Here is a 20,872-nt window from a genome sequence, read left to right on the forward strand (position 1 = left end):
CTGAATCAGTGGTCACAGCTCGCCCATCCGCCGGATCACGGGGGCGATCCGCTGGACGCCGTGGCGGTAGGCGCCGCGCGCCGCGTTGCGCACGGTCTCGCGGACCGCGCCCCGGACCCGGCCCGTCCCGTCGGGCGTGACGGCGCCCGGCAGCGGCCGGCCGTCGAGGCCCAGGTGGTAGCGGGCGAGGATGCCGGGGAGGTATCCCGGCGCGGTGGCGGGCGTGTAGTAGGGGGCGATGCGGGGCAGCGGCCCGGCGGCCAGCAACGCCGCGACCCGGGCGCGGGCGGTGTCGTAGGCGGCGCCGTACGTGCCGTCGGCGGCGACGCCCTGACCGGCGAGCCACTCCGCGTCGGGCTCCGGGCGGAGGCCGCCGTCGAGGTGGTCCCAGGACGTGATCAGTCCCGATCCGATGAAGTGGTGGTTTCCGAGGGCCTCACGGACGCCGAGGTCGGAGAGGACCGCGGTCGGGATCCGCCGGTGCAGGGACTCCAGCGCGGCCGTCGAGGACACGGTGACCAGCAGGTCGGTGCGGTCCAGGACCTCGCCCATGTGCCCGTAGACGAGGCGGAAGTTGGGCGGCAGGCCGCCGGGGATGCGCTCCGCGAGGCGCTGGTAGGGCAGTTCCTCGATGTGCGTGGTGTGCTCACCCGGCTTGGAACGCAGCTTCAGGAGCACCTCGCGGCCGGGGTGCAGCCGGGCGTGCTCGACGAGCCGGCGCAGCAGGTACATACGGTCGGCGCGGGACGCCGGTACGGAGGGCTGGGCGGCGAACACGACGGTGTCGCGGCCCTCCTCCGCCCGGTGCGGCTCCCCGCCGAGGAACGGCAGGGCGGCCTCCGTGACGGACTGGGCGTCGGCTCCCACCCCTTCGTACACCGCACGGAAACGCGCGCTGTCGTGGCGGGAGTTGGCGAGGACGACGTCCGCTCCGTGGCGCAGCAGGAGCCCGTCGGCGAGCTTCTCGTAGACGACGCCGACATAACCCGTGACGACGACGGGCCTGCGGGGCAGCTCCAGTGCGGCCAGGCCGTGCAGCATCGCCTGGACGGCGCCGCCGACGAGTGCGAGGACCACGACGTCGTAGGCCTCGTCCCGCACCGTGTGCAGGAACTCGACCGCCGTCACCTCGCGCACCCGGCCGGTGTCGACCCCGACCTCGCCCACCTCGGCGAGCTGACGGGGCGTCGGGGTGGCCCGGCCGCGCAGCAGCAGCCCGCTGATCTCGACGGGGGGCTCGGCCGCACCGGCCTCCGGGGACCCGGCGAGGCGGCGCGCGGTGAGCGCGCCCCATTTCCACCGGGTGTCGGAGTCGGCGAGCACGGCTATGCGGAGCGCCGCACGGTCGGCTGCTGGGGTGACGGCCGGAGCGGCCGTTTCATCGGTACGAGGGGGCACGTCGTAAAAGCTAGGAAGCCATTTCGATGCGCGGCCCAACGTGGTGGCAACAGATGGTTAACAGCCGGTCGACGATTGGGGATTCGGACCGCCGGGCGCGGAAATCGGCAGTGAATCCGGGCTGGTTCACTTTCCTGCCGCACGTCGTTCACTTTCCGTACGGGCGGGGGTCAGGGTGAAGGCCGGGCCCGGCCCTAACGTGATGCGGGTGGTTAAGCTCTCCGTCATCGTGCCGTTCTACAACGTCCAGGCATACGCGTCCGACACCCTCCAAAGCCTGCGGTCCAATGCCCGTGAGGACTTCGAATTCATCCTCGTCGACGACTGCTCGACCGACGGGACGGCGGATCTCCTTCGCCGGGCCGTGGGCGGCGTCGAGGGGGCGGTCCTGCGCAGACACGAGCGCAACGCCGGCCTGGCCACGGCCCGCAACACCGGTCTGGACGCCGCCCGCGGCCAGTACATCGCCTTCCTGGACGGCGACGACTGGCTCGCACCGGGCCACTACGCGCGGCTGCTCGCCCGGACCGAGGCCCTGGGCTGCGCGTTCGTGCGCACGGACCACGTCCAGGTCACCGGCACGTCCCGCACGGTGCGCCGCGTCCCGCACGGCCTGCGGGACGTCGTGGGCGACCCCCGGAACGCGATCCTGCCCGCCGGCCGGACGACATCGGTGGACTACGCGTTCGCCTGGGCGGGGCTCTACCACCGGAGCCTGCTGGACCGGGGGCTGCTGCATTTCACCGACGGTCTGCGCACCGCGGAGGACCGGCCGTGGATCTGGCGCCTGCACCGGGAGGCGGAATCCTTCGCGGTCCTGGGAACGCTGGGCCATTTCTACCGGCGGGGTGTCGCTTCGTCCCTCACCCAGATCGGCGACGAACGCCAGCTGGATTTCATCAGGGCCTACGACCAGGTGCTGTCCGAAACCGCGGCGGACCGCGACGCGGACACCTTGATGCCGAAAGCGGTGCGGACGTACTGCGCCGTCATTTCCCACCACGTCACGTCCATCGGGAAATTCGAACCGCCGGTCGCCCGCACCCTGAGATCACTCGCCGCGGCGGCACTCGCACGCATGCCCCAGCGACTGCTCGACGACGTCCTGGACTCCATGGACACCGAACGGGCGACCGTGCTGCGCAGGCTGCGCCGCCGCTCCACCACCACCGAGGGAGCGACTGCCGCGTGACCACCCAGATCTTCGTCGCCTCCGGCCTCCACGGCACGGCGATGCTCGCCGCGGCCCTCGACTCCGGCTGCTTCGGGGCCTCCGGCCGCCGCGTCCTGCTGCTCTGCGAGACCGCGGAGGCCCCCGAGGCCGCGGCCCCCGTCGGCGCAGCGCCCGGATTCGACCGGCTGCGCGCCCGCTTCGACGAGGTGCGCTCGTGGAACGACGCCGTCTTCCCCCTGCACCCGGGCGCCTGGACGCCCCGCGCCGACGACGTGCCCCTGTGGGAACGCCACCTGCGACGCGCGTGGGACCTCGGGGACGAGGAGGTCGAACTGGTTCTGGAGTCACCGCACACCGCCCCCGCCCGGGCGGTCGCCCAGGTCTTCACCGGCGGGCCGGTGACCGTGTACGCGGACGGCCTGACCGCCTACGGCCCGACCGGGGCCAAGATCCCACCGCTGATCGGGACCCGTGTCCGGCAGGTGCTCCACCCCGACCTGCTCCCCGGCCTGAAGCCCCTGCTGCTGGGCGAGTTCGACGCCGTACCCCGGCCGCTGGCCGCCGAGGCCCTGCGACGGGTCTTCGGTGAACTGGCTGACCGCGCACCGGATGTCGGGGCTCCGCAGGGGGCCGCGGTCCTGCTCCTCCCCGAGCCGGGACTGCTTCCCGCCGCTGAGGAGGCGGAGCTCCACCTGCGGATGATCCGGGGCACGGCGGCACTCGGCCACACCCATCTCGTCGTCCGGCCCCACCCCGGCGGGCCCACGCCGTCCGTGGCGGCCCTGCGGGCCGAGGCCGGACGCCTCGGCGTCGAGCTGACGGTGCCGGACCCGGGCGTACCGGTCCCGGCCGAGGTGCTCTACGAGCTGCTGCGCCCCGCCCTCGTCGTCGGCTCCTGCTCGGCGGCGCTGCTCACCGCGGCCTCGTCCTACGGTCTGCCGGTGGCCAGGACCGGGACCGGCACCCTGCTGGAGCGCCTCACCCCGTACGAGAACCCGGCGAGGATCCCGGTCACGATCGTCGACGCCCTGCTGCCCGACCTGGCCGAACCCGATGCCGTGTCGGGCCGGCCGCCCCTGACCGAGGCGTCGGTGGCCGAGGCCCTCGGCGGGCTGCTGCCCGCGGTCGCCTTCGCCATGCAGCCACGCGTCCGCCCGGACCTGCGCCCGGCCGCCGAGCGCTACCTCTCCGCCCATCTGAACGCCCGGACCTGGCGCTACTTCAAGCGCCGCCGACTCGGCTCACTGGCACTCCCCGGCGTCGTCCCCGCACGCCTCGCCTTCGTCCGGCGGAACACGACACTGCGCCGGCTGGCCCTCCGCGCCCGCGCCCTCAAGCGGCGCTGACCACCGGGTCTCAGCCCAGGAGCCGGGTCAGACCGAGGCGGGTCCAGAGGAGCGCCGCGCCGAAGGAGACGGCCGTCGTGGCGGCGGTGACGGCGAGAGCCAGGGCCGCCGCCACCGGCAGGGTGAGGTCGGCGTCCACCCAGGCGTCGGTGAGGACGCCCAGCACCAGCACATGGATCATGTACGCGCCGAACGAGGCGCCGGCCAGCCGGGTCAGGGCCGGGCGCAGGCGCTCCGGGACGCGCAGGCGGTGCATCGAGAGCAGCACGCCGGTGCTGAACAGGGCCACCAGGACGCTCGCGTAGGGGATCGCGTAGTGCACCTCGTGCTGGTACGTGATGACCGCGGCCAGGCAGACGAGGGCCGGGAGCAGCCACCACAGGCTCCGCCGCCCGAACGTGCCGGCGGGCAGCGCGAGCACCAGGGCGCCGAGGACCGCGTAGATCAGCTGATACGGGCCGAAGCCCCACCCGAAGCGCGGCAGGTCCAGGTCCGTGACCCGGGCCAGGTCGCCGAACAGGGTCGGAGCGGCCCCCAGCGCGAGGAGGGCGACGCCGAGGCCCCAGGGCCGCTTGCCGGACTTCACCAGGGCGGCGAAGGCCAGGAGCAGGATCACGGGGATGTAGGCGTACAGGTACCAGAGGTGGTAGGCCGGGCGGACCGAGGCGAAGACCGCGTCGAGCGTCAGCTCGCCGGCCGGCGCGTCGTTGGTGCCGCGCAGCCTTCCCCATGCCACGTAGAGCACCGTCCACACGGCGAGCGGCACCACGATCCGTACGATCCGCTGCCACAGCCGCCGGCCGTCCCGGACCGGGGCGCCGACGAGGACGACCCATCCGGCGATGGCGAAGAACAGCGGGACGGCGAAACGGCCCGCGGAGTCCGCGACCAGGCCCGCCCAGTAGGTGCCGGGACCGTTCGCGGCCTCGCGGCCCGCGGTGTTCACGAAGGCCGACCCCGTGTGGCAGAGGATCACCCCGACCGAGCAGAGCAGCCGGATCAGATCGATGTCGTACCGGTGTTCGCGGTGCGGGCGGGGTTCGGGGGCGGGCTGCGGGGACTGCGCGGGGGCAGGTGAGCCGGCCTGGGAGACAGAGGAAGGCATGGTCATCGCAGGCTACGAACGCGGGGGCCGCGGGTGAACTCCGCTCGGGTGAACAGTCACTTCGTCCGGGTGTCCGGCAGGTGAAGGCCCCGTGCCGCCCCGGCGGTCCGGGGGCCGGGGACACGCGGTCCGCCGGGGAACGGGTCCGGCAGCCCGAAGAGGTCACGGAGTTCCGCGAGGTTGGCACGGGTGACCGACCACAGGTGCTCCTGCCGGCCGTGCACATCGGCGACGGCCGCCCGGTGGTCGTCCAGGACGGCCGCCGCGCGCTCGGCGAGACGGGCGCCCAGCGAGCGGTCGTGGACGGAGACACCCCAGTCGGGGCGGTCGATGTCGGAGAGGAAGTAGGCGAGCTTGGGGTGCGAGACCAGGCTGATGATCGGCGTACCGCAGCCGAAGGGGATCATTCCCGCGTGCCCGCGCATGCCGATCACCAGGCGCGTACGCCGGTAGAGCTCCCGGATGCGGTCGTTGGAGAAGAGGTAGAGCGGCTCCACCGGGAGGGCGATGCCGTGCTCCCGGCGAAGGTCGTGGACGAACTTCTCGTCGGCCGGCATGTGGGCCGCGTAACGGACCTCGGCGCGCTCACCGACGGCGCGTACGGCGGCGGCCGTCTCGGCCAGGAAGTGGCCGTAGTCGTGACCGAAGCGCAGACCCGCACGGTCGTAGGCACAGTTGACCAGCACGGTGTCGTCCCGGACCGCATCGTCGTCCGGGCCGGGGTCGAGGTGGCGGGCCACCGTCGTGGGGCAGGGCTGGTAGCGCACCCGGTCCCGCAGCTCCGCCGGCAGGAGTTCCCTGACCCGGTCCACGGAACCCTGGTTGCGCAGCCCGAAGAAGGCCGACTTCTCGACCAGGGCACGCAGGCTCGCGGCGAACCGCTCCCGGCGGTAGCGCTGGCCGTCGAAGACGTTGTAGCCGACCGCGAAGACGGCGAGCGGCGCGGTGATCCGGGCCAGGACGTCGTCGGGGATGTTCCACTGCCAGCCGCTGTTGCTGTTGGGCGCGGTGTCCGGCAGGAACAGCCCGCCACCGCCGACGACGATGCCGCGCCGGGCGTTCAGTTCCTCCAGGCCGGGCTCGTCGACCAGCCGGTGCACGGACCGCTCGTGCCAGCGGGCGGGTCCGGTGTCGGGTCCGAAGCACATCCGTACGGCTTCGGGGAGCACCTTGTCGCCCGCGTTCTCCTGACCGTCGGCGAACAGGGCGACATGGGCGAGCTGTTCGCCCGCGGGTGCCGGGCCGGCCGCCGGAGGGCCCGGGCGGGTACGGACGTACCACGCGTGGCAGTTGGCGTCGGCGGGGTCGGCGTCGAGGCCTTCCCGCGCGTAGGCGTGCGCGTCCTCGTCGCGGCCCAGCAGCCAGGCGAGCCGGGCGAGCTGGCCGTAGGCGCGGGCGGCGAAGTCCGGTGACACGGTGGCCAGGAGGAGGTGGGCCTCGGCCTCCTCGTGGCGGGACAGGGCCATCAGGCTGATGCCCAGCGTCTCGTGGCAGCGCGGCAGGTCGGGCCGGTCGGCGACGGCTGCGGTCAGCAGGGTGACGGCCTCGTCGTAGCGGCCCTGCTGCCGGTACACCTCGGCGACCTGACGGACCAGGTCCACCGGCGCACGCCCGCCCTCGGGGAACGGCAGGGCGCAGTGCAGGAGCAGTTCGGGGTGTTTGGGACCCGGCAGGGCGCAGTAGGCGGCGCGGAACGCCGCCTCGTCCAGCTCGTACCGTTCGCGCGCCTCGCGCGCCGGGGCGGAGGGGGTGGATCCCTCGCCGAAGTGCAGGACGACGGTGCTCTCGGGTACCGGCATGTCGTCGTACAGCCGCCCGGCCGGGAAGTCGTACGGGGAGGCGAGGGGTTCGAGGAGCCCGGCCTCCGTCAGCGCACGGTCCACCGCGGCCCCGCCGCCCCCGGCCGACAGGTCCGGCGCGGCGTCCGCCACGTCCCGGCGCTGGATTACCAGCAGCCCTTCGTCCCGCACGGTCCGTTCGCCGCCGGTCCCCGGCTGCGGCACGGCGGCCACTCCGGTGCGCAGCGTCAGCAGCGGCAGGAGGGGGCCGAGTACGACCATGCCGGGGCCGAGGGCGACGACGGTGTCGTAACCGGTCTCCCGGAAGACGTCGAGGCGGCTCTGCGCGGTGCGCGGCACGAGGCGCGGGTGCAGCCGGCGGGCGGCGTCGAACGCGGAGTCGGGCAGCCCGGGGTGCAGGACGAGGAAGTCCTCGCAGACGGCCGGGTTGGTCAGGGCGAGACTGCGCAGCAGCACCAGGAGGCCGGGCATGCGGTCCTCGTCGGCGTATGCGGCGAAGGCGATCCTGCGCTTGCCGGTGACGGCGCGCCGGTCGTCGGCGTCGGGCCGGGCGGGCTCGGGGGACGTCCCCGCCCCGGCGGGCGGGGTGCGTCTGCCGTCGGTGGGCTCGGCGGGGCTGTTCATCGGAGCGCGGTCCTCATCTCGGTTTCGTCCTCGTGTGTCGCGCGGGCCGTGACCCACTGCCGCTCGCGCGGCAGCAGCTGCCCCGGGAGCCCGAAGCCGATGAGGTCCAGGCGGTCGGCGGCGTCCAGGAAGTCCAGCAGCCGGAGCACGGTGAACGCGGTGCCGGTCCGCGGGCCCCAGCCGTCCTCGCCGAGCAGTGCCGGATCGTCCAGGGGGTGCCGCAGCGTGGCGTCTGCGACGTGGTCCTGCGCGCCGGCGACCAGGCGGGCGCGCAGCGAGCGGCGCCAGTGCGGCAGCGGGTCGCCGAAGACCATCCGGGTGCCGGCCCGGCGGTCCCAGGCAGGGCCGGTCCACGGGGTGTCCCCCCGCAGTGTGAGCGCGTGCAGGTCGGTTCGCCGGGCGGCGGAGGGGAGGGCGTCGCAGCGCACCACCAGGTCGTATCCGTCGATCAGCCGGCCGAGCGGGCTGTCCGGGTCCCGCTCCTCGTCGGCGATCCGGGGCGCCGCGGCGACCAGACAGACGGAGCGGCCCGCGACCAGACGGCGCAGGCCGGTGACCCCGACCGGCTCCGCGCCTCCGAGCAGCGGGTCGGCCATCCTGTCCCGGTCCAGCAGCCGGCGGTGGGCGGCGTACAGGGTGGTGAGGCGGCGTACGGCCGGGTCGGCCAGGCCGCCGCCCTCGGCGGTGCGCCGGCGCACGACCTCGGCGAAGGCGGTACGGGCCTGCCCGGCGGGGGCGTTGTGCAGGGCCCTCAGACGGGTGCCGTCCTCGTCGGGCAGCAGCCCGGCGGCCTCGTGCAGGCAGGCGTTGAGGTCCTTCAGGGTCGCGATCCGGCGCGCGACGTCCTCGGCCGCCGCCGGGTTCTGCTGGAGCGTCAGATGCCGTTCGTAGGCCAGCACCGCCTCGTCACGGCGGCCCAGCGCGTCCAGCGCGCTCCCGCGCAGCCGCCAGGCACCCTTGGACCTGGGGCGCAGCCCGGTGGCCTCGTCCGCGATGTCCAGCGCGAGGCGTGTCTCCGTCTCCCCGCCGGCCTCCAGCGCGCGCTGCCCGGTACGGAGCAGGGCGTCGAACAGCTCGTCCCCGTCGGTCCCGCAGGCGCTGGTGAGACCGCCGATGGCCGAGACCAGCCGGGTCTGCCGGGCGTCGCTCATGGGACCGCCCGCTGCCAGGCCCGCGAGGTAGCCGCCGCAGAGGCGCAGGGCGGCCGTGGGCTCCGGCCTCGCCGTGCCGCCACCGCCCTGCCCGGTTCTCGCGCGCACTGCCCTGAGCAGTCCGGTGAAGGTCTGGCCCATGGTCGTTCCGCCGTTCTGTCATCAGTGGACGGCCGGGGCGCATGCCCCGGCTTCGGGGTCAGAGGCCCAGGCTGCTGCGGGTGCGCCGTACGGTGCGGCGCAGCCGGATCGCCGCTCCGCGCGGGCCTCCGCCGGGCAGGGTGAGCTTCTGCAGGCGACGCCGCTTGAAGTAGTACTGCGTGCTGTTGTCGAGGTGGTCCCGCAGCCAGGACTCGGCCTCTGCGCGCAGCGTGGGGTGGAGCCCGGACTGCATGCAGTAGCCGACCGTCCGGACGAGCGGTGCGAGGGTCTCCGGCGCCTCGGACGGCAGTTCCGGCACGGGCTCGCCTGTCTGCTCGTCCAGGTCGGGCACGAGGTGGTCGACGATCGTGAGCGGGATGCGGTTGCTGTTCTCGTACGGGGTGATGCGGTCCAGGACGAGACGGGTGCCGACCCTGGCGACGGGGATGCCGTAGTAGGCGGCTGCGGTGAACATCGCGGTCGAGAAGCAGCCGACGACGAGCGTGGGCGCGCACCGCTCGTAGAGGGTCTCGGCGAGCAGCGGACCGTCCAGCGTGGTCAGTCGCACCCCGAGCGCGGCGGCCGCGTCGTCCAGCGCCCTGGAGTAGCGGGCCGGCGCGGTGGGGTGGGGCTTGAAGAGGACGGAGGTGTGACCGGCCCGCGCCGCGCCGCGCAGCATGCGCAGGTGCAGGTCCTCCTCCTCCTGCGCCGTGAGAATGTTCAGGGCGGCGAGGTACTGGCCCAGGAGCACCGCCGTGGGCGCCTCGGCCTCGGCCTCCGCGAGCCGCCGGTCGCCGGCCGCCGCCCCCGCTATCTCGCCGAGGACCTTACGGAAGGCGTCGTTCGGTACGAGCTCGGGCTCTACGCCGGACTCGGCGAGGAGAAGCGGGCGCAGTCCCGGTACGAGATCGAGGTGGAGCACCCGCTGGATGCGGCAGGCGATGGACCTGGGCACCTTGTTGCGGGTCGGGCCGTAGCTCATCAGACCGTCCGCGTAGACGTGCACGGCGCTCTCGGAGAAGATCGCGGCCAGCGCGCGGGCAGGGTTGACCTGGATGGATTCGACGGCGAGGTCGACGGGGCCGTCGGGGTCGAGGCCCCAGGCGAGACGGAAGGCGCGCTGCCAGAGCTCGGTCTCCTCGGCGCGCGGGCCCCAGCCGCTCGGGTGCTGCGGGCTGATGGCGTCGTTCCAGTCGACGACGGAGTCGAAGCGGGCGGCGATGTCCCCGTAGCCCCGCATCTCCTCCAGCCGGAGGGCGGTCTCGGGGATCGCCGCGTTGTTGGAGACGAGCAGGACGCGGTGGCTGTCCTGTCCGGGACCGAACTGTCCGGCGTCCAGCGCCGCAGCGAGTGTGGCCGCCCCGTACAGGGTCGACACCTGGAAGATCTGGGTGCGTGAGGGCATGGGTCAGGCGGCCTTCTGCTTGTCACGCAGGCGGTTGAGCAGTGTGCTGCGCCTGGTGTCCATCATCGTCAGGGTCCGGTCGAGCACCTGCTGCGGCATGCGGTGCAGCGCGGCTGCCGACTCGTGGCGCAGGCGCCGGAGGGTGGCGGGCTCGTAGGCGTCCGTCTTCTCGTTGTGGAAGGCGATCATCGCGCAGTAGGTGCGGACCGCCTTGGGGAGGAGGAGGTCCGCGTCCGGGTCCTCGCGGATCTCGTCGACGAGCGTGTCGTAGGCGGGGAAGAAGTCCAGCTGGCGGGAGTCCTTGATCTGCGTCAGGGACGTGGTGACACCGCGCCGGTAGAAGATGCCGTACAGGTTCAGCGCCGCGTAGGTGCGGGCCCGCAGGTGCAGCTGCCAGATCCACAGCCGGTCCTCGGCGGTGCGCAGCCGGGCGTCGAAACGGTGGCCGCCGTCCTCGAAGAGCCGCCGGTGGTAGACACCCGCCCACACGAAGGGGTAGTCGACCATCGTCTCCCACTCGGGAGCGGCGATGCCCTCGCGCGGGTCCAGGGCCGTGTCACGGAGCCGGGCGGGCGCACGCCGCACGACCCGGCTGGTGCCCGTGGCCTGGACGTGGTCGGTGCGGGCGAAGTCGCAGTCCAGTGCTGCGGCGGCGTGCAGAAGCCGGCTCAGGTACCCCGGGGCGTACCAGTCGTCCCCGTCGAGGAAGGTGACGAAGTCACCCCGGGCCGCGTCGATGCCGCTGTTGCGGGCCGCGGAGATGCCCACGTTCTTCTCGTGCCGGATGACCTCGGCGTGCGGAAGTCTGTCGGCCCAGCGGTCGATGACGGCCGGCGTCTCGTCCGTGGAGCAGTCGTCGACCAGCAGGAACTCGATGTCCGGGCCCGCGTTACGGGCAAGACTGCCCAGCGTCGTGTCGGCGAAGGGGCCGACATTGTGGAGCGGAACGACAACGGACAGTTTCGGCACGCGGGCCCTCGCCTTCGATCTTGGTCCGCACACGCTAGTGACGCGGGTGGAGGGGCGGGTGTCGTCCGGCCCGACGAACGGTGAACTCTGGGCGTCGTCGAGGTGACCCGCGCCGGGGCGTGCCGCAGGGCCGTGCCAGGGTCCTTGCACGGCCCTTGACCTCAACCTTGCTTGAGGTTCTACGGTCCAGGGCATGGACTACTCACATGACGACGCAGGACTGGCACGGCAGCCCATCGGCTACTGGAGCTGGGCCGCCCACGACGCGACCGTGACCCACATCCGGGCCGCACTGGCCGAAGACGGCCTGACCCAGCCCCCCTGGTGGGTCCTCAGCCAGCTCACCGACGCGGACGAGAAGGGCCGTCCGCGCGCCGAGGTGGTCGCGATGCTCCGCGGCTACCTGAACGTCGGCGACTCGCTGGAGCCCGAGATCGACACCCTCATCGACCGGGGCCTGGTCACCCAGGACCCCACCGCCCGACTCCGGCTGACCCCTGAAGGACACGCGCTGCGCGCCAAGGCGTTCGAAAGGGTCAGCAGGGCGAGTGCGGAGATCCACTCCGGCATCCCGGACGAGGAGTTCGTCGCCGCCCTCAAGGTGCTCCAGCGGATGATCCACAACGTGGGCGGCACGGCATGGCACCACTGACCCCCGCCGGGTTCAGACCCCGCTGAGCGACAGCTTCGCCGCGAACCCGAGGAACAGCACACCCGCAAGCGAGGTGGCCCCCGCCGACAGCCGCTTGCGGCGGCGGAAGGCGGTGGCCAGGCGGGTGCCGCCGAATATGAGTGCCGAGAGGTAGAGGAAGCTGCCGATCTGCAGCAGCGTGCCCAACAGCAGGAAGGAGAGGGCCGGATAGGCGTAACCGGGGTCGACGAACTGCACGAAGAAGGAGATCAGGAACAGGATGGCCTTCGGATTGATCAGACTCACCACGAGGGCCCGCCGGTAGGGGTGCTCGACGCCCGCCGCCGGGGCGGCGCTCCCCTCCGTCAGCTCGGCGGCCCGCTGGTGCCGTTCACGCCACATCGACACGGCGGTCCGCATCATCCCGATCGCGAGCCAGGTCAGATACGCCGCGCCCGCGTACTTGACGACGGCGAACAGCAGCGGCGTCGTCTGCAGCAGGGAGGCGGCGCCCAGCGCCGACAGCGTCATCAGGACCGTGTCCCCGGTCCACACCCCGGCGGCGGCCGCATAGCCCGTACGCACCCCGCGCCTGGCGGCGACGGATAGCACGTACAGCGAATTGGGTCCGGGCAGGAGAATGATCAGCACCAGGCCGGCGAGATAGGTCGGGAGGTCGGTGACACCTAGCATGAACGGAGTGTCGCACGCGGGTACGCCCACTCCGTCCAGCCGTCCGGAATGCGGCGGATCAGTCCTCGTCGCCGCCCAGCAGACGGTCCACGGAGAGCTCCATCTCCAGGCCGACCACCTCCGGCACGGTGAAGAACGTCCCCCTCTTGTGGGGCGTCCTGTTCCTGTACTCGCCACCGCGCGGATCGGTGCAGACCAGGACCTGGTCGTGCTTGCGGTCCGCGACGACGTAGACCGGGATGCCCGCCTGCGCGTAGTCCTCGACCTTGGGGCCGAGATCGTCCGCCCAGTTGGTCGAGGTCACCTCCAGGACGAGGCGGAAAACGTGCGGGGCGTAGCAGCTCTTCATGACATGGGCGTCGCGGATGTCGGCCTCGACGACCGACAGATCGGGGATCGCGTAATCGTCCGGACCGGTGGGCAGCCAGAGTCCGACCGCCTGGACCAGTCTCAGCCCGACCTTGCGCGCCCTGGCTCCGAATTCCTCGCCGAGCCAGGACAGCGCCAATGCGTGCGCGACGTCGGCCGGTGGTGTCACAGTGAGCCTCCCCTGGAGAATCTCCACGCGATGCCCAGGCAGCGAGCGTGCGGCCTGTTCGGCCGCCTCGCCGATCGTCAGCTCGGACTGCACTGTCGTCACCTGCTCCTCGTGCTGTGTCACAGCCACGGCATCCTCCTTTCGGAGACCACTGTTCACGAGCCTATCCACGGATGCGGCCGATCGGCGGGAGATCACCCGCGAGGGGAGCCCGGTCCGTCAGAACGCGTCCGTCGGGACGTACGCGCCCCAGACCTCCCGCAGCGCGTTGCAGACCTCACCCACCGTCGCCCGCGCCCTGAGCGCGTCCTTCATCGGGTAGAGCACGTTGGCCGTGCCCCCGGCCGCCTCCTTCAACTCCGTCAGCGCCGCGTCCACCACCGCCTGGTCGCGCTCGGCACGCAGCTTCGCCAGGCGGGCCGCCTGCTGGGCCTCGATCGCCGGGTCGACGCGGAGCGGCTCGTACGGCTCCTCGTCGTCGAGGCGGTAGCGGTTGACGCCGACGACGACGCGCTCGCCGCTGTCCGTCTCCTGGGCGATCCGGTACGCGCTGCGCTCGATCTCGCCCTTCTGGAAGCCGCGTTCGATGGCGTCGACCGCGCCCCCCATGTCCTCGACCTTGCCCATCAGCTCCAGGGCCGCGGCCTCGACGTCGTCGGTCATCCGCTCGACGACGTACGACCCCGCGAAGGGGTCCACCGTCGCCGTCACGTCCGTCTCGTACGCCAGGACCTGCTGCGTGCGCAGCGCCAGGCGGGCCGACTTGTCCGTCGGCAGGGCGATGGCCTCGTCGAAGGAGTTGGTGTGCAGCGACTGCGTGCCGCCGAGGACCGCGCCCAGGCCCTGCACGGCGACCCGGACGAGATTGACCTCGGGCTGTTGTGCGGTGAGCTGCACCCCGGCGGTCTGGGTGTGGAAGCGGAGCATCAGGGACTTGGGGTTCTCCGCCCCGAACTCCTCCCGCATCACCCGCGCCCAGATCCTGCGCGCGGCACGGAACTTGGCGACCTCCTCGAGGATCGTCGTGCGGGCGACGAAGAAGAAGGAGAGCCGCGGGGCGAAGTCGTCCACGTCCATGCCGGCCGCGACGGCGGTGCGGACGTACTCGATGCCGTCCGCGAGGGTGAACGCGATCTCCTGCGCGGGCGAGGCGCCCGCCTCGGCCATGTGGTAGCCGGAGATCGAGATCGTGTTCCACTTCGGGATCTCGGCCCGGCAGTACTTGAAGATGTCGGCGATCAGCCGCAGCGAGGGCTTGGGCGGGAAGATGTACGTGCCCCGGGCGATGTACTCCTTGAGCACGTCGTTCTGGATCGTGCCCGTCAGCCGGTCCGCGGGCACCCCCTGCTCCTCGGCGACCAGTTGGTAGAGCAGGAGGAGGAGCGACGCGGGGGCGTTGATGGTCATCGAGGTGGAGACCTCGTCCAGCGGGATCCCGTCGAAGAGCACGCGCATGTCGTCGATCGAGTCGATCGCCACGCCGACCTTGCCGACCTCGCCGGAGGCGATGGGGGCGTCCGAGTCGTGCCCCATCTGGGTGGGCAGGTCGAACGCGACGGACAGGCCCGCCGTGCCGTTGGCGATCAGCTGCTTGTAACGGGCGTTGGACTCGGTGGCGGTGCCGAAGCCCGCGTACTGCCGCATCGTCCACGGCCGGCCCGTGTACATCGTGGGATAGACACCACGCGTGAAAGGGAAGGCGCCCGGGTCGCCCAGCTTCTCCTCGGCGCGCCAGCCGTCGAGCGCCTCAGGCCCGTACACCGGCTCGATGGGCAGTCCCGACTCGGACTCTCGCGTCATCTGCTGTGCCTCCCACTCAAGCTACTTATCGGTAACAAATCTCGCGACGGACACTATCGGCGACGCCACGACCAGCGGGGTCCCCGCGCTGGGACCTTCCTCACAGCACGTGCCCGAAGGCCTGCCCGGACACGTGCCCCTCATCATGCGCAGGATTGGGCAACCGGGCAGGGTGGGAATCCGTCCCATGGGTTATCCGTGTCGCGCGAGGGGTCTCGTGCGGCAGGGCGGCGACGGGCGAGCCAGGGGGCCGGGATGAGACGGACACGCACGAAGAACGGCGCGCGCAGGGCGGGCCCGGCGGTCGTCGGCGTCCTCGCGCTGGCCCTGCTGTCGGCGGGCTGCAAGGTGGAGACGGTCGGCGCGGCGGAGCCGACCGCCCTCCCGACGACGGCGTCCCCGAGCCCCACGGACGACGCCAAGCCGGGCAGCGGCCCGCCGAGCCCCTCGGCCACCCCCTCGCGGACGCCGAGTGCGCGCCCCTCCCCGCGGCCCAGCACCCTGATGTCCGTCGGGGACCGGAGCGAGCGCGTCCGGGAGCTCCAGGCGCGACTGCGCCAGATCGGCCACTTCGACCGCAGCCCCACGGGGTACTACGGCACAGTGACCGTCGCCTCCGTGCAGTCCTTCCAGGGCAAGCGGGGCCTGTCCCGCACGGGGCGGACCGACACGGTGACCTGGGAACGGCTGCTCGCGATGACGCGGAAGCCGACGGCGAGGGAACTCGACCCGCCGGCCCCCGGACCGGCGGCCGCGAAGCCCGACGCCCGCTGTCTGGAGGGACGGGTGCTGTGCATCAGCAAGAACAGCCGCACCCTGTCCTGGATGATCGACGGCCGCGTCGTCTCGTCGATGGATGTGCGCTTCGGCTCGCAGTACACGCCCACCCGTGAGGGGACCTTCTCGGTGTACTGGAAGTCCCGCCACCACGTGTCGACGCTCTACGACTCCCCCATGCCGTACGCAATGTTCTTCAGCGGCGGCCAGGCCGTGCACTACTCGTCGGACTTCGCCGCGCGCGGTTACAACGGTGCCTCGCACGGCTGCGTGAACGTGCGGGACGAGGGGAAGATCGCTTCACTCTTCGCCCAGGTGGAGAACGGCGACAAGGTCGTCATCCACTGGTAGGGATCCAGCCGGAGCGGAGGCGCGGGCGGGACCGGGGGAACGTGTCCCGCCCGCGCCGGATGCGCTGAGCCGAAGGTACGGGGGGAACCCCGGCTCCATTGCGCTGCCGATGACCAGTCGGCACTCACTACTGCGTCGAGCCGTGGAAGAACGTTACAGCTGATGCGTCGACGCAGGTCAGCGCATTGTGGGGAAGCGGTCGGACGAGGAGTTCGTGGGTGCTGCCGTCGGCTGCGGGGCCGCGCCGGCCTGCGGCCCGCCGGACCGTGTGCCCACCGCGGACGGCGTACGGAAGACGACCGAGGGAGTGGAGCCCCCGCCGTCCGCCCCGCTCTCACCGCCGAGGCCCCGGTCGCCGCCCGGGCCGTCACCGCCGCTGTCGCCACTGCGGCCCTGGGGATCCAGAAGGCGGTCGCAGAAGCGGTCCAGGTTTTCCTCGCCGTCCGCCAGTTCGAGGAGCCGGCGCTCGTCCTTCTGGCTCAGGGCGTCCTTGCGGTAGGCGAGGCAGGCCTTGACCGATCTCTTGTACACCTCGGCCGCCGAGCGTTCGGGAACCTCGCGCCCCTCCGTGCCATCCTGGGCGCCGCCGGTGCCGGTCTCTTTGTCGCCGTCCTCGGATTCCGTGGCGCCGCCGCCGTCCTGCTCGGTAGGCCCGCCGCTCCCCTCGGGCCCGGTGTCCGGCACGTCCGAGGCCGTCGGCGGACTGGGCGGACCGGGCGTGGCGGAGGGCGCCGGCGAGGGTGCACCGGTGTCGGGCACCTCGGCGTCCAGCTCTTCGGGAGACGCGGCGGCCGAGACGGAGGACGCCGGGGCCGGCGAGCCGACGCCGCCGAACGGTGCGGGGAGGATTCCGGTGCCCCCTGCGACCGCCACCCCGCCGAGTGCGCACCCGGCGAGCGAGACGGCGAGGCCGTAGCGCACCGGACGGGTCCAGCGCGGACGCCGGCGCGGGGCCGTGTGTTCCGTTCCGATCCGTACGGCGTGCAGCGCGTCCTGCTGCTCGGCCTGGCCACCCCGGCTGACCGCGCCTGCCCGCCTCGCGCCCCGGGACGTCTCGCGGAAGGCTGCGAGCACGGCCGCCTCGCCGGGCAGTTCGTCACCGGACGGGCGCGGGGCCCGCAGCGCGAGCAGGGCGGCCTCCAGCCGGCGGGCCTCGGTCCTCGCGTGATCGTCGACGGTCTCGACGGACTCGCCACGGAGCAACAGCTCCGCCGCGTCCGCGTCAAGCCACTCGTGCTGCTCGTCGGCCATCACATGTCCTTCTGCGTCCAAGGACGCGAATGCGTCACACCGGCGGGCGTCACGGCGTCCTGACGGCCGGGGCGTTGCGGGGGTACTGCGCCGAGCTCCGCGGCGATCGCCGGAATGCCGCCCTCCGGGCTCTGGTCGGCGCCGACCAGCTCCGCCAGCCTCTTCAGCCCCCGGTGGGCGGCGGTGCGCACCGCGCCGGGGCGCTTGCCCAGGGTCCGGGCCGCGCTCTTCGCGTCGAGTCCGATCACCACGCGGAGCACGACCGCCTCGGCCTGGTCCTGGGGAAGTTGCGCGATGAGGGACATGGCCCGCCCGGTGGCCAGCGACTCCAGAGCCTCTCCCGCCGTGTCGGACTCGGCTGCCTCGTCGGCCAGTTCGGTCTCGTCGCCGCCGATCGCGGGGCGCCTGCCCCGCATCCGTATGTGGTCGAGCGAGCGGTTGCGCGCTATGCGGGCCGCCCAGCCGCGGAAGCGGTCGGCGTCCCCGCTGAACCGGTCGAGGTCACGCGCGATCTGCAGCCAGGACTCGGACGCCACGTCCTCGGAGTCCGGTTCACCGACCAGCGTCCGTATGTAGCCCAGCAGCCGTGGGTGCACGGCGCGGTACACAGTCCGGAAGGCGTCCTCGTCCCCGTCCTGTGCCGCGAGCACCGCGGCGGTCAGCTCCGCGTCGTCCCCCAGCACTCCCTCAACCCGTCCCGCTGATCCGTCGTAGCTGGTCACCACTGCTGCGCCACTCTGCGCGACTCAGCACGCTACGTGGTCGGACTGCGCCCCGTCCATGACTTGTACAACCTGCAACTGTTTCCTGACGCACCGCGGTGTGACAGAAAACGCACCCGCGGCGCTGACATGAGTACGGGGTCGCTCTGCGGCCCCGTGGAAGACGGCCGGGGCCTCTCCTGTGGGGGGTGGCGGCCCCGGCCGTCGCCCCCCTCTCCCCCTCCTGAACTGGCAAAAACGTGGGCATCGGGACGCCTGAACGACCGGCGCGTGCCCGGCGCGGCGCGCGCTCCGGGCCGACGGCGCGAAGGAGGGCCGGCCTCGACCTCTGCCACAACAACAGAACTCCTGGCCGGACAGAGGCCCCCTACGGCTCTGTCCGGCCAGGAGTGGCGGCCCCGGTCGCCCTTCAGGAATTCGCCTCTCCGCGCCGCGGCCACGCCGGGACCTCCTGCGTGACCGACGCGCAGGCAGACGGCGTGGGTGGCGGGGTTCAGGAACGAGGCAGTCCCACGTGCACGCCCATGGCTGTCGCCGCGTGGACGAAGAACGCTTCCGGATCGGCGGCGACACCGGCGATGTGCCCGTACGCCTCGAATCCGAGCATGCCGTGCAGTTGGGTCCAGGCAGTGAGCATCCGCGTGACCACGGGGTCCGGCAGTCCCGCGAGCAGACCTGCCGTCAGCGGCTCCACATTCCGGCGCATGCCCTGCGACAGTGCCGGATCCTCGGCGTGGGAGGCGAGAACCCCGGCCTCCTTCGCCTGATGCAGTGTCGCCAGCAGAGCCAGGACCGTCCGCGCACCCGCCGCCATCGTCTCGGGGGGAGCGCTGTAACCGGGCACCGGGGCTGCCCAGATCAGCGCGTACTCGTCAGGGTGGTCAAGGGCCCACCGCCGGACGTTCAGGCAGATCTCGACCCACCGGGCCAGGTAGCTCCCCGAGAGGGCGGAAGCGGAGCCGACGGCATCGGCGGGACCGCTCGACTGCCGCTCGGCGGCGTCACCCATCGCGTTGTACGCGCTCAGGACGAGATCGGTCAGCAGGTCCCACTCACCGGGATACGCCTTGCGGGCATCACCCGGGTCCACACCCGCTTCCCGGGCCAGACTCTCCAGGTCGAGATCAACTCCGCGACGCAACGGCAGTCTTCCCACCGCTGCCTCTCGCATCGCCGCGCTCACATCCGCGAACCCCGCGTCGCGCGGGGTTCCCGCGTCTGCCGAGACCGTGTCTTCGTACTCGGCAGTCGTGCCCGAAGGGTCGGTGACGTCCATCCGGCGGCTCCTCTCTCGTCATCTGTCCGTGCCGGCGCGTGGCCCTCGCGTTCGATCCGGCATGGCCGCCGCGCCTGGTTCGGCACGATCGACGCACTGCGGGGGCACACCGGCCGATGCCAGACAAGCACAGTGCGCTGACGTGGTGCTGACGCCTGACCGGTTCGTTCCGCCGGAGGGGTCGGCAGAGTGTCCGGGCGAGGGTGGAACGGCCGCCCGGCCGGGCTCGGAAGCGAGAGGCGGCCGGTTGGTCGTGGCTGGAAGCCCGGCCACATGACCGACGCGTGACCAAGAGCGCCCAGGAACGAACAGAAACACCTGGATACGGGCAGGAGTGGAGGACCCGCAGCAGGTTGCGAAGCTTCAGGTCGGAACGCCATGACGGCCCGGTGCGGCCAGGGGTGACGGCCCCGGTCGTCGTCCCCCTCTTCCCGTCATCCCCTACGGGTTCGCGTCGTCGGCCCTGCCACGGCCGCGAGCGCGGCGGGACATGACCGCGCGCAGCACCCGGCGGCCCTCGGTCGACAGATCCATGACCCGCCGCAGGCCGGCTCCGCCACCCGCGGGGCCGGCACCGCCGGCGAGGGTCTCCAGGATCTCGGCCTGCCGCAGCAGTTCTCCCGTGACGAGCGGACCCGCGCCCTCTGCCTCACCGTTCCGGCTGCGCAGGGACGCCGTCGTACCGACGGCGGCCGGGACGTCGAACTCCCGGTGGACGTCCAGCGCGAGGAGCGAGCAGGCCTCCGCCCACGCGCGCAGCGGACCGGCCGCGAAGTCCCTGGGCGCACCGCCGAGCAGCGTACGGACACGGGCCGCGGTGGCGTTCGTCCCGGCGGCACCCTCCAGCGCCGCGTGCACGGCGTCGAGCCGGGCGGCCCACTCGGCGCCGCTCTCGCAGCCCGGCCAGAGCGGGCGCAGCGGCTCCGGATCGCTCTTGTCGTCAGGCGGCGGAAGACAGCGGTCCAGACAGGCCACCGCGCTCGCCGCCAGACCTCTCCCGTCGGCACGAGCGATCAGCTCCAGCAGGCTCATCGACGCCACCCCATCGGCATATCGGCCCATCGGTCCCCGGAGCACACCGCTCCCGTCACCGCTTACCGCATACAGCGCCAGATGGCTGAAAAGCGTCACCCTCCCGGCACGAGAGATCACAGCACGACTCAGCCGGACAGGCTCTCGACGCCCAGTCGGTCCAGAAAAGCGAAGAATAATTCCTCGGCTGACTGCTCAGGCCACTCGATCCGCAGCAGTTCCAGCAGGGGTCCCTCCCGGACGTCCTGGCCGGTTTCGGCCGCCCAGCGGACGGCTCGGGCCGCCGCGTCCTCGGGCGGCAGGAAGAGGTCCTCGACCGTCGCGCCGTCCCGGTCGAGGAGTGCGGCCATCGGCGCCCTGCCCAGGCAGGCGTACCAGGACCCGCTGTGCGGAGCCGCCGCCTCCACGGCCACACAGGCACCGTCCATGACGAAGCCGAGGAGGACCGGAGCCCTTGCGGCGTCCGACAGAGCGGTCATGCTGCCGAGCGGGGGTTTTGTGGGATGGGACCAGACCTGCCAGCCGTCGGCGCGGTACTCCCGCAGCGTCAGCCGCTCACGCGAGTTCCTCAGCGCGGGGTGGCCGATGAGCGGCTCGCCGCTGCGGCCGACCAGATAACAGCCCCAGAAACCCAACGCCGTGCTCCCCCCGCGGTCCGGGCTGCCATTCTTCCCTCCCCGGCGCCGCGG

General features: G+C 72.5%; 18 protein-coding genes. 4 read left to right on the plus strand and 14 right to left on the minus strand.

The window, feature by feature from the left end:
* Positions 1 to 12 precede the first annotated feature (12 nt).
* Complete coding sequence (locus ABZ441_RS05570) at positions 13 to 1,398, minus strand: DUF6716 putative glycosyltransferase (protein WP_358968741.1); 1,386 nt, start codon at positions 1,396 to 1,398, stop codon at positions 13 to 15.
* A 202-nt stretch (positions 1,399 to 1,600) separates the two neighbouring features.
* Here ABZ441_RS05570 and ABZ441_RS05575 point away from each other — a divergent pair, with 202 nt between their 5' ends.
* Both ABZ441_RS05575 and ABZ441_RS05580 read left to right on the plus strand, forming a co-directional pair.
* Positions 1,601 to 2,590, plus strand: a complete 990-nt coding sequence (locus ABZ441_RS05575; RefSeq protein WP_358968823.1) for a glycosyltransferase family 2 protein — start codon at positions 1,601 to 1,603, stop codon at positions 2,588 to 2,590.
* Complete coding sequence (locus ABZ441_RS05580) at positions 2,587 to 3,918, plus strand: polysialyltransferase family glycosyltransferase (RefSeq protein ID WP_358968743.1); 1,332 nt, start codon at positions 2,587 to 2,589, stop codon at positions 3,916 to 3,918. The genes ABZ441_RS05575 and ABZ441_RS05580 overlap by 4 nt, the downstream gene beginning before the upstream one ends.
* A 10-nt stretch (positions 3,919 to 3,928) precedes the next feature.
* Here ABZ441_RS05580 and ABZ441_RS05585 read toward each other — a convergent pair whose 3' ends face one another.
* The 5 genes from ABZ441_RS05585 to ABZ441_RS05605 are packed head-to-tail and all read right to left on the minus strand — an operon-like array spanning position 3,929 to position 11,112.
* Positions 3,929 to 5,023 (minus strand): acyltransferase, encoded by a 1,095-nt coding sequence (locus ABZ441_RS05585; RefSeq protein ID WP_358968745.1) that lies wholly within the window; start codon positions 5,021 to 5,023, stop codon positions 3,929 to 3,931.
* Positions 5,024 to 5,079: 56 nt separating this feature from the next.
* Positions 5,080 to 7,446: a tetratricopeptide repeat-containing glycosyltransferase family protein gene (locus tag ABZ441_RS05590; protein ID WP_358968748.1), complete on the minus strand. Its 2,367-nt coding sequence runs from the start codon at positions 7,444 to 7,446 to the stop codon at positions 5,080 to 5,082.
* The gene (locus ABZ441_RS05595; RefSeq protein ID WP_358968751.1) at positions 7,443 to 8,738 is read right to left on the minus strand and encodes a hypothetical protein; all 1,296 of its coding nucleotides are present in this window, start codon (positions 8,736 to 8,738) and stop codon (positions 7,443 to 7,445) included. Before ABZ441_RS05595 ends, ABZ441_RS05590 begins: the two co-directional genes overlap by 4 nt.
* 58 nt (positions 8,739 to 8,796) lie before the next feature.
* Positions 8,797 to 10,143 carry a polysialyltransferase family glycosyltransferase gene (locus ABZ441_RS05600; protein WP_358968754.1) on the minus strand — a complete coding sequence of 449 codons (1,347 nt, stop codon included), beginning with the start codon at positions 10,141 to 10,143 and terminating at the stop codon, positions 8,797 to 8,799.
* A 3-nt stretch (positions 10,144 to 10,146) separates the two neighbouring features.
* Positions 10,147 to 11,112 (minus strand): glycosyltransferase family 2 protein, encoded by a 966-nt coding sequence (locus ABZ441_RS05605; RefSeq protein WP_358968757.1) that lies wholly within the window; start codon positions 11,110 to 11,112, stop codon positions 10,147 to 10,149.
* 193 nt (positions 11,113 to 11,305) lie between these two features.
* Here ABZ441_RS05605 and ABZ441_RS05610 point away from each other — a divergent pair, with 193 nt between their 5' ends.
* A complete protein-coding gene (locus ABZ441_RS05610; RefSeq protein ID WP_358968759.1) occupies positions 11,306 to 11,764 on the plus strand; it encodes a MarR family winged helix-turn-helix transcriptional regulator in 459 nt (152 codons plus the stop codon).
* 12 nt (positions 11,765 to 11,776) lie between these two features.
* Here ABZ441_RS05610 and leuE read toward each other — a convergent pair whose 3' ends face one another.
* From leuE to ABZ441_RS05625, 3 genes are all read right to left on the minus strand, one after another.
* Positions 11,777 to 12,436: a leucine efflux protein LeuE gene (gene leuE / locus ABZ441_RS05615; RefSeq protein WP_358968762.1), complete on the minus strand. Its 660-nt coding sequence runs from the start codon at positions 12,434 to 12,436 to the stop codon at positions 11,777 to 11,779.
* Between the two features lie 58 nt (positions 12,437 to 12,494).
* Positions 12,495 to 13,103, minus strand: a complete 609-nt coding sequence (locus tag ABZ441_RS05620; RefSeq protein ID WP_358968766.1) for a Uma2 family endonuclease — start codon at positions 13,101 to 13,103, stop codon at positions 12,495 to 12,497.
* Between the two features lie 90 nt (positions 13,104 to 13,193).
* A complete protein-coding gene (locus tag ABZ441_RS05625) occupies positions 13,194 to 14,774 on the minus strand; it encodes a methylmalonyl-CoA mutase family protein (RefSeq protein WP_358968768.1) in 1,581 nt (526 codons plus the stop codon).
* 255 nt (positions 14,775 to 15,029) lie between these two features.
* On the opposite strand from ABZ441_RS05625, the gene ABZ441_RS05630 reads away from it, so the two are divergent.
* The gene (locus ABZ441_RS05630) at positions 15,030 to 15,902 is read left to right on the plus strand and encodes a L,D-transpeptidase family protein (RefSeq protein ID WP_358968770.1); all 873 of its coding nucleotides are present in this window, start codon (positions 15,030 to 15,032) and stop codon (positions 15,900 to 15,902) included.
* A gap of 177 nt (positions 15,903 to 16,079) precedes the next feature.
* Here the strand turns inward: ABZ441_RS05630 and ABZ441_RS05635 are convergent, their stop codons facing one another.
* The 5 genes from ABZ441_RS05635 to ABZ441_RS05655 form a co-directional block, all read right to left on the minus strand.
* Positions 16,080 to 17,153, minus strand: a complete 1,074-nt coding sequence (locus ABZ441_RS05635) for a hypothetical protein (protein WP_358968772.1) — start codon at positions 17,151 to 17,153, stop codon at positions 16,080 to 16,082.
* On the minus strand, positions 17,153 to 17,836 hold the full coding sequence (locus tag ABZ441_RS05640) for an RNA polymerase sigma factor (protein ID WP_358968825.1): 684 nt from the start codon (positions 17,834 to 17,836) through the stop codon (positions 17,153 to 17,155). The genes ABZ441_RS05635 and ABZ441_RS05640 overlap by 1 nt, the downstream gene beginning before the upstream one ends.
* A 532-nt stretch (positions 17,837 to 18,368) precedes the next feature.
* Positions 18,369 to 19,151, minus strand: a complete 783-nt coding sequence (locus ABZ441_RS05645) for a TetR-like C-terminal domain-containing protein (protein ID WP_358968774.1) — start codon at positions 19,149 to 19,151, stop codon at positions 18,369 to 18,371.
* A 441-nt stretch (positions 19,152 to 19,592) separates the two neighbouring features.
* Positions 19,593 to 20,183 (minus strand): hypothetical protein, encoded by a 591-nt coding sequence (locus tag ABZ441_RS05650; protein WP_358968775.1) that lies wholly within the window; start codon positions 20,181 to 20,183, stop codon positions 19,593 to 19,595.
* Between the two features lie 128 nt (positions 20,184 to 20,311).
* Positions 20,312 to 20,818 (minus strand): hypothetical protein, encoded by a 507-nt coding sequence (locus tag ABZ441_RS05655; protein ID WP_358968777.1) that lies wholly within the window; start codon positions 20,816 to 20,818, stop codon positions 20,312 to 20,314.
* Between the last annotated feature and the right edge of the window lie 54 nt (positions 20,819 to 20,872).

It is taken from the genome of Streptomyces sp. NPDC005752 (assembly GCF_040630715.1).
Taxonomy (GTDB): domain Bacteria; phylum Actinomycetota; class Actinomycetes; order Streptomycetales; family Streptomycetaceae; genus Streptomyces.

Coding starts and splice junctions, on each gene's coding strand:
- ABZ441_RS05575 (WP_358968823.1), top strand. CDS start 1,601: ATGCGGGTGGTTAAGCTCTCCGTCATCGTGCCGTTCTACAACGTCCAG.
- ABZ441_RS05585 (WP_358968745.1), bottom strand. CDS start 5,023: ATGCCTTCCTCTGTCTCCCAGGCCGGCTCACCTGCCCCCGCGCAGTCC.
- ABZ441_RS05590 (WP_358968748.1), bottom strand. CDS start 7,446: ATGAACAGCCCCGCCGAGCCCACCGACGGCAGACGCACCCCGCCCGCC.
- ABZ441_RS05595 (WP_358968751.1), bottom strand. CDS start 8,738: ATGGGCCAGACCTTCACCGGACTGCTCAGGGCAGTGCGCGCGAGAACC.
- ABZ441_RS05600 (WP_358968754.1), bottom strand. CDS start 10,143: ATGCCCTCACGCACCCAGATCTTCCAGGTGTCGACCCTGTACGGGGCG.
- ABZ441_RS05610 (WP_358968759.1), top strand. CDS start 11,306: ATGGACTACTCACATGACGACGCAGGACTGGCACGGCAGCCCATCGGC.
- leuE (WP_358968762.1), bottom strand. CDS start 12,436: ATGCTAGGTGTCACCGACCTCCCGACCTATCTCGCCGGCCTGGTGCTG.
- ABZ441_RS05625 (WP_358968768.1), bottom strand. CDS start 14,774: ATGACGCGAGAGTCCGAGTCGGGACTGCCCATCGAGCCGGTGTACGGG.
- ABZ441_RS05630 (WP_358968770.1), top strand. CDS start 15,030: ATGAGACGGACACGCACGAAGAACGGCGCGCGCAGGGCGGGCCCGGCG.
- ABZ441_RS05635 (WP_358968772.1), bottom strand. CDS start 17,153: ATGGCCGACGAGCAGCACGAGTGGCTTGACGCGGACGCGGCGGAGCTG.
- ABZ441_RS05645 (WP_358968774.1), bottom strand. CDS start 19,151: ATGGACGTCACCGACCCTTCGGGCACGACTGCCGAGTACGAAGACACG.
- ABZ441_RS05650 (WP_358968775.1), bottom strand. CDS start 20,183: ATGAGCCTGCTGGAGCTGATCGCTCGTGCCGACGGGAGAGGTCTGGCG.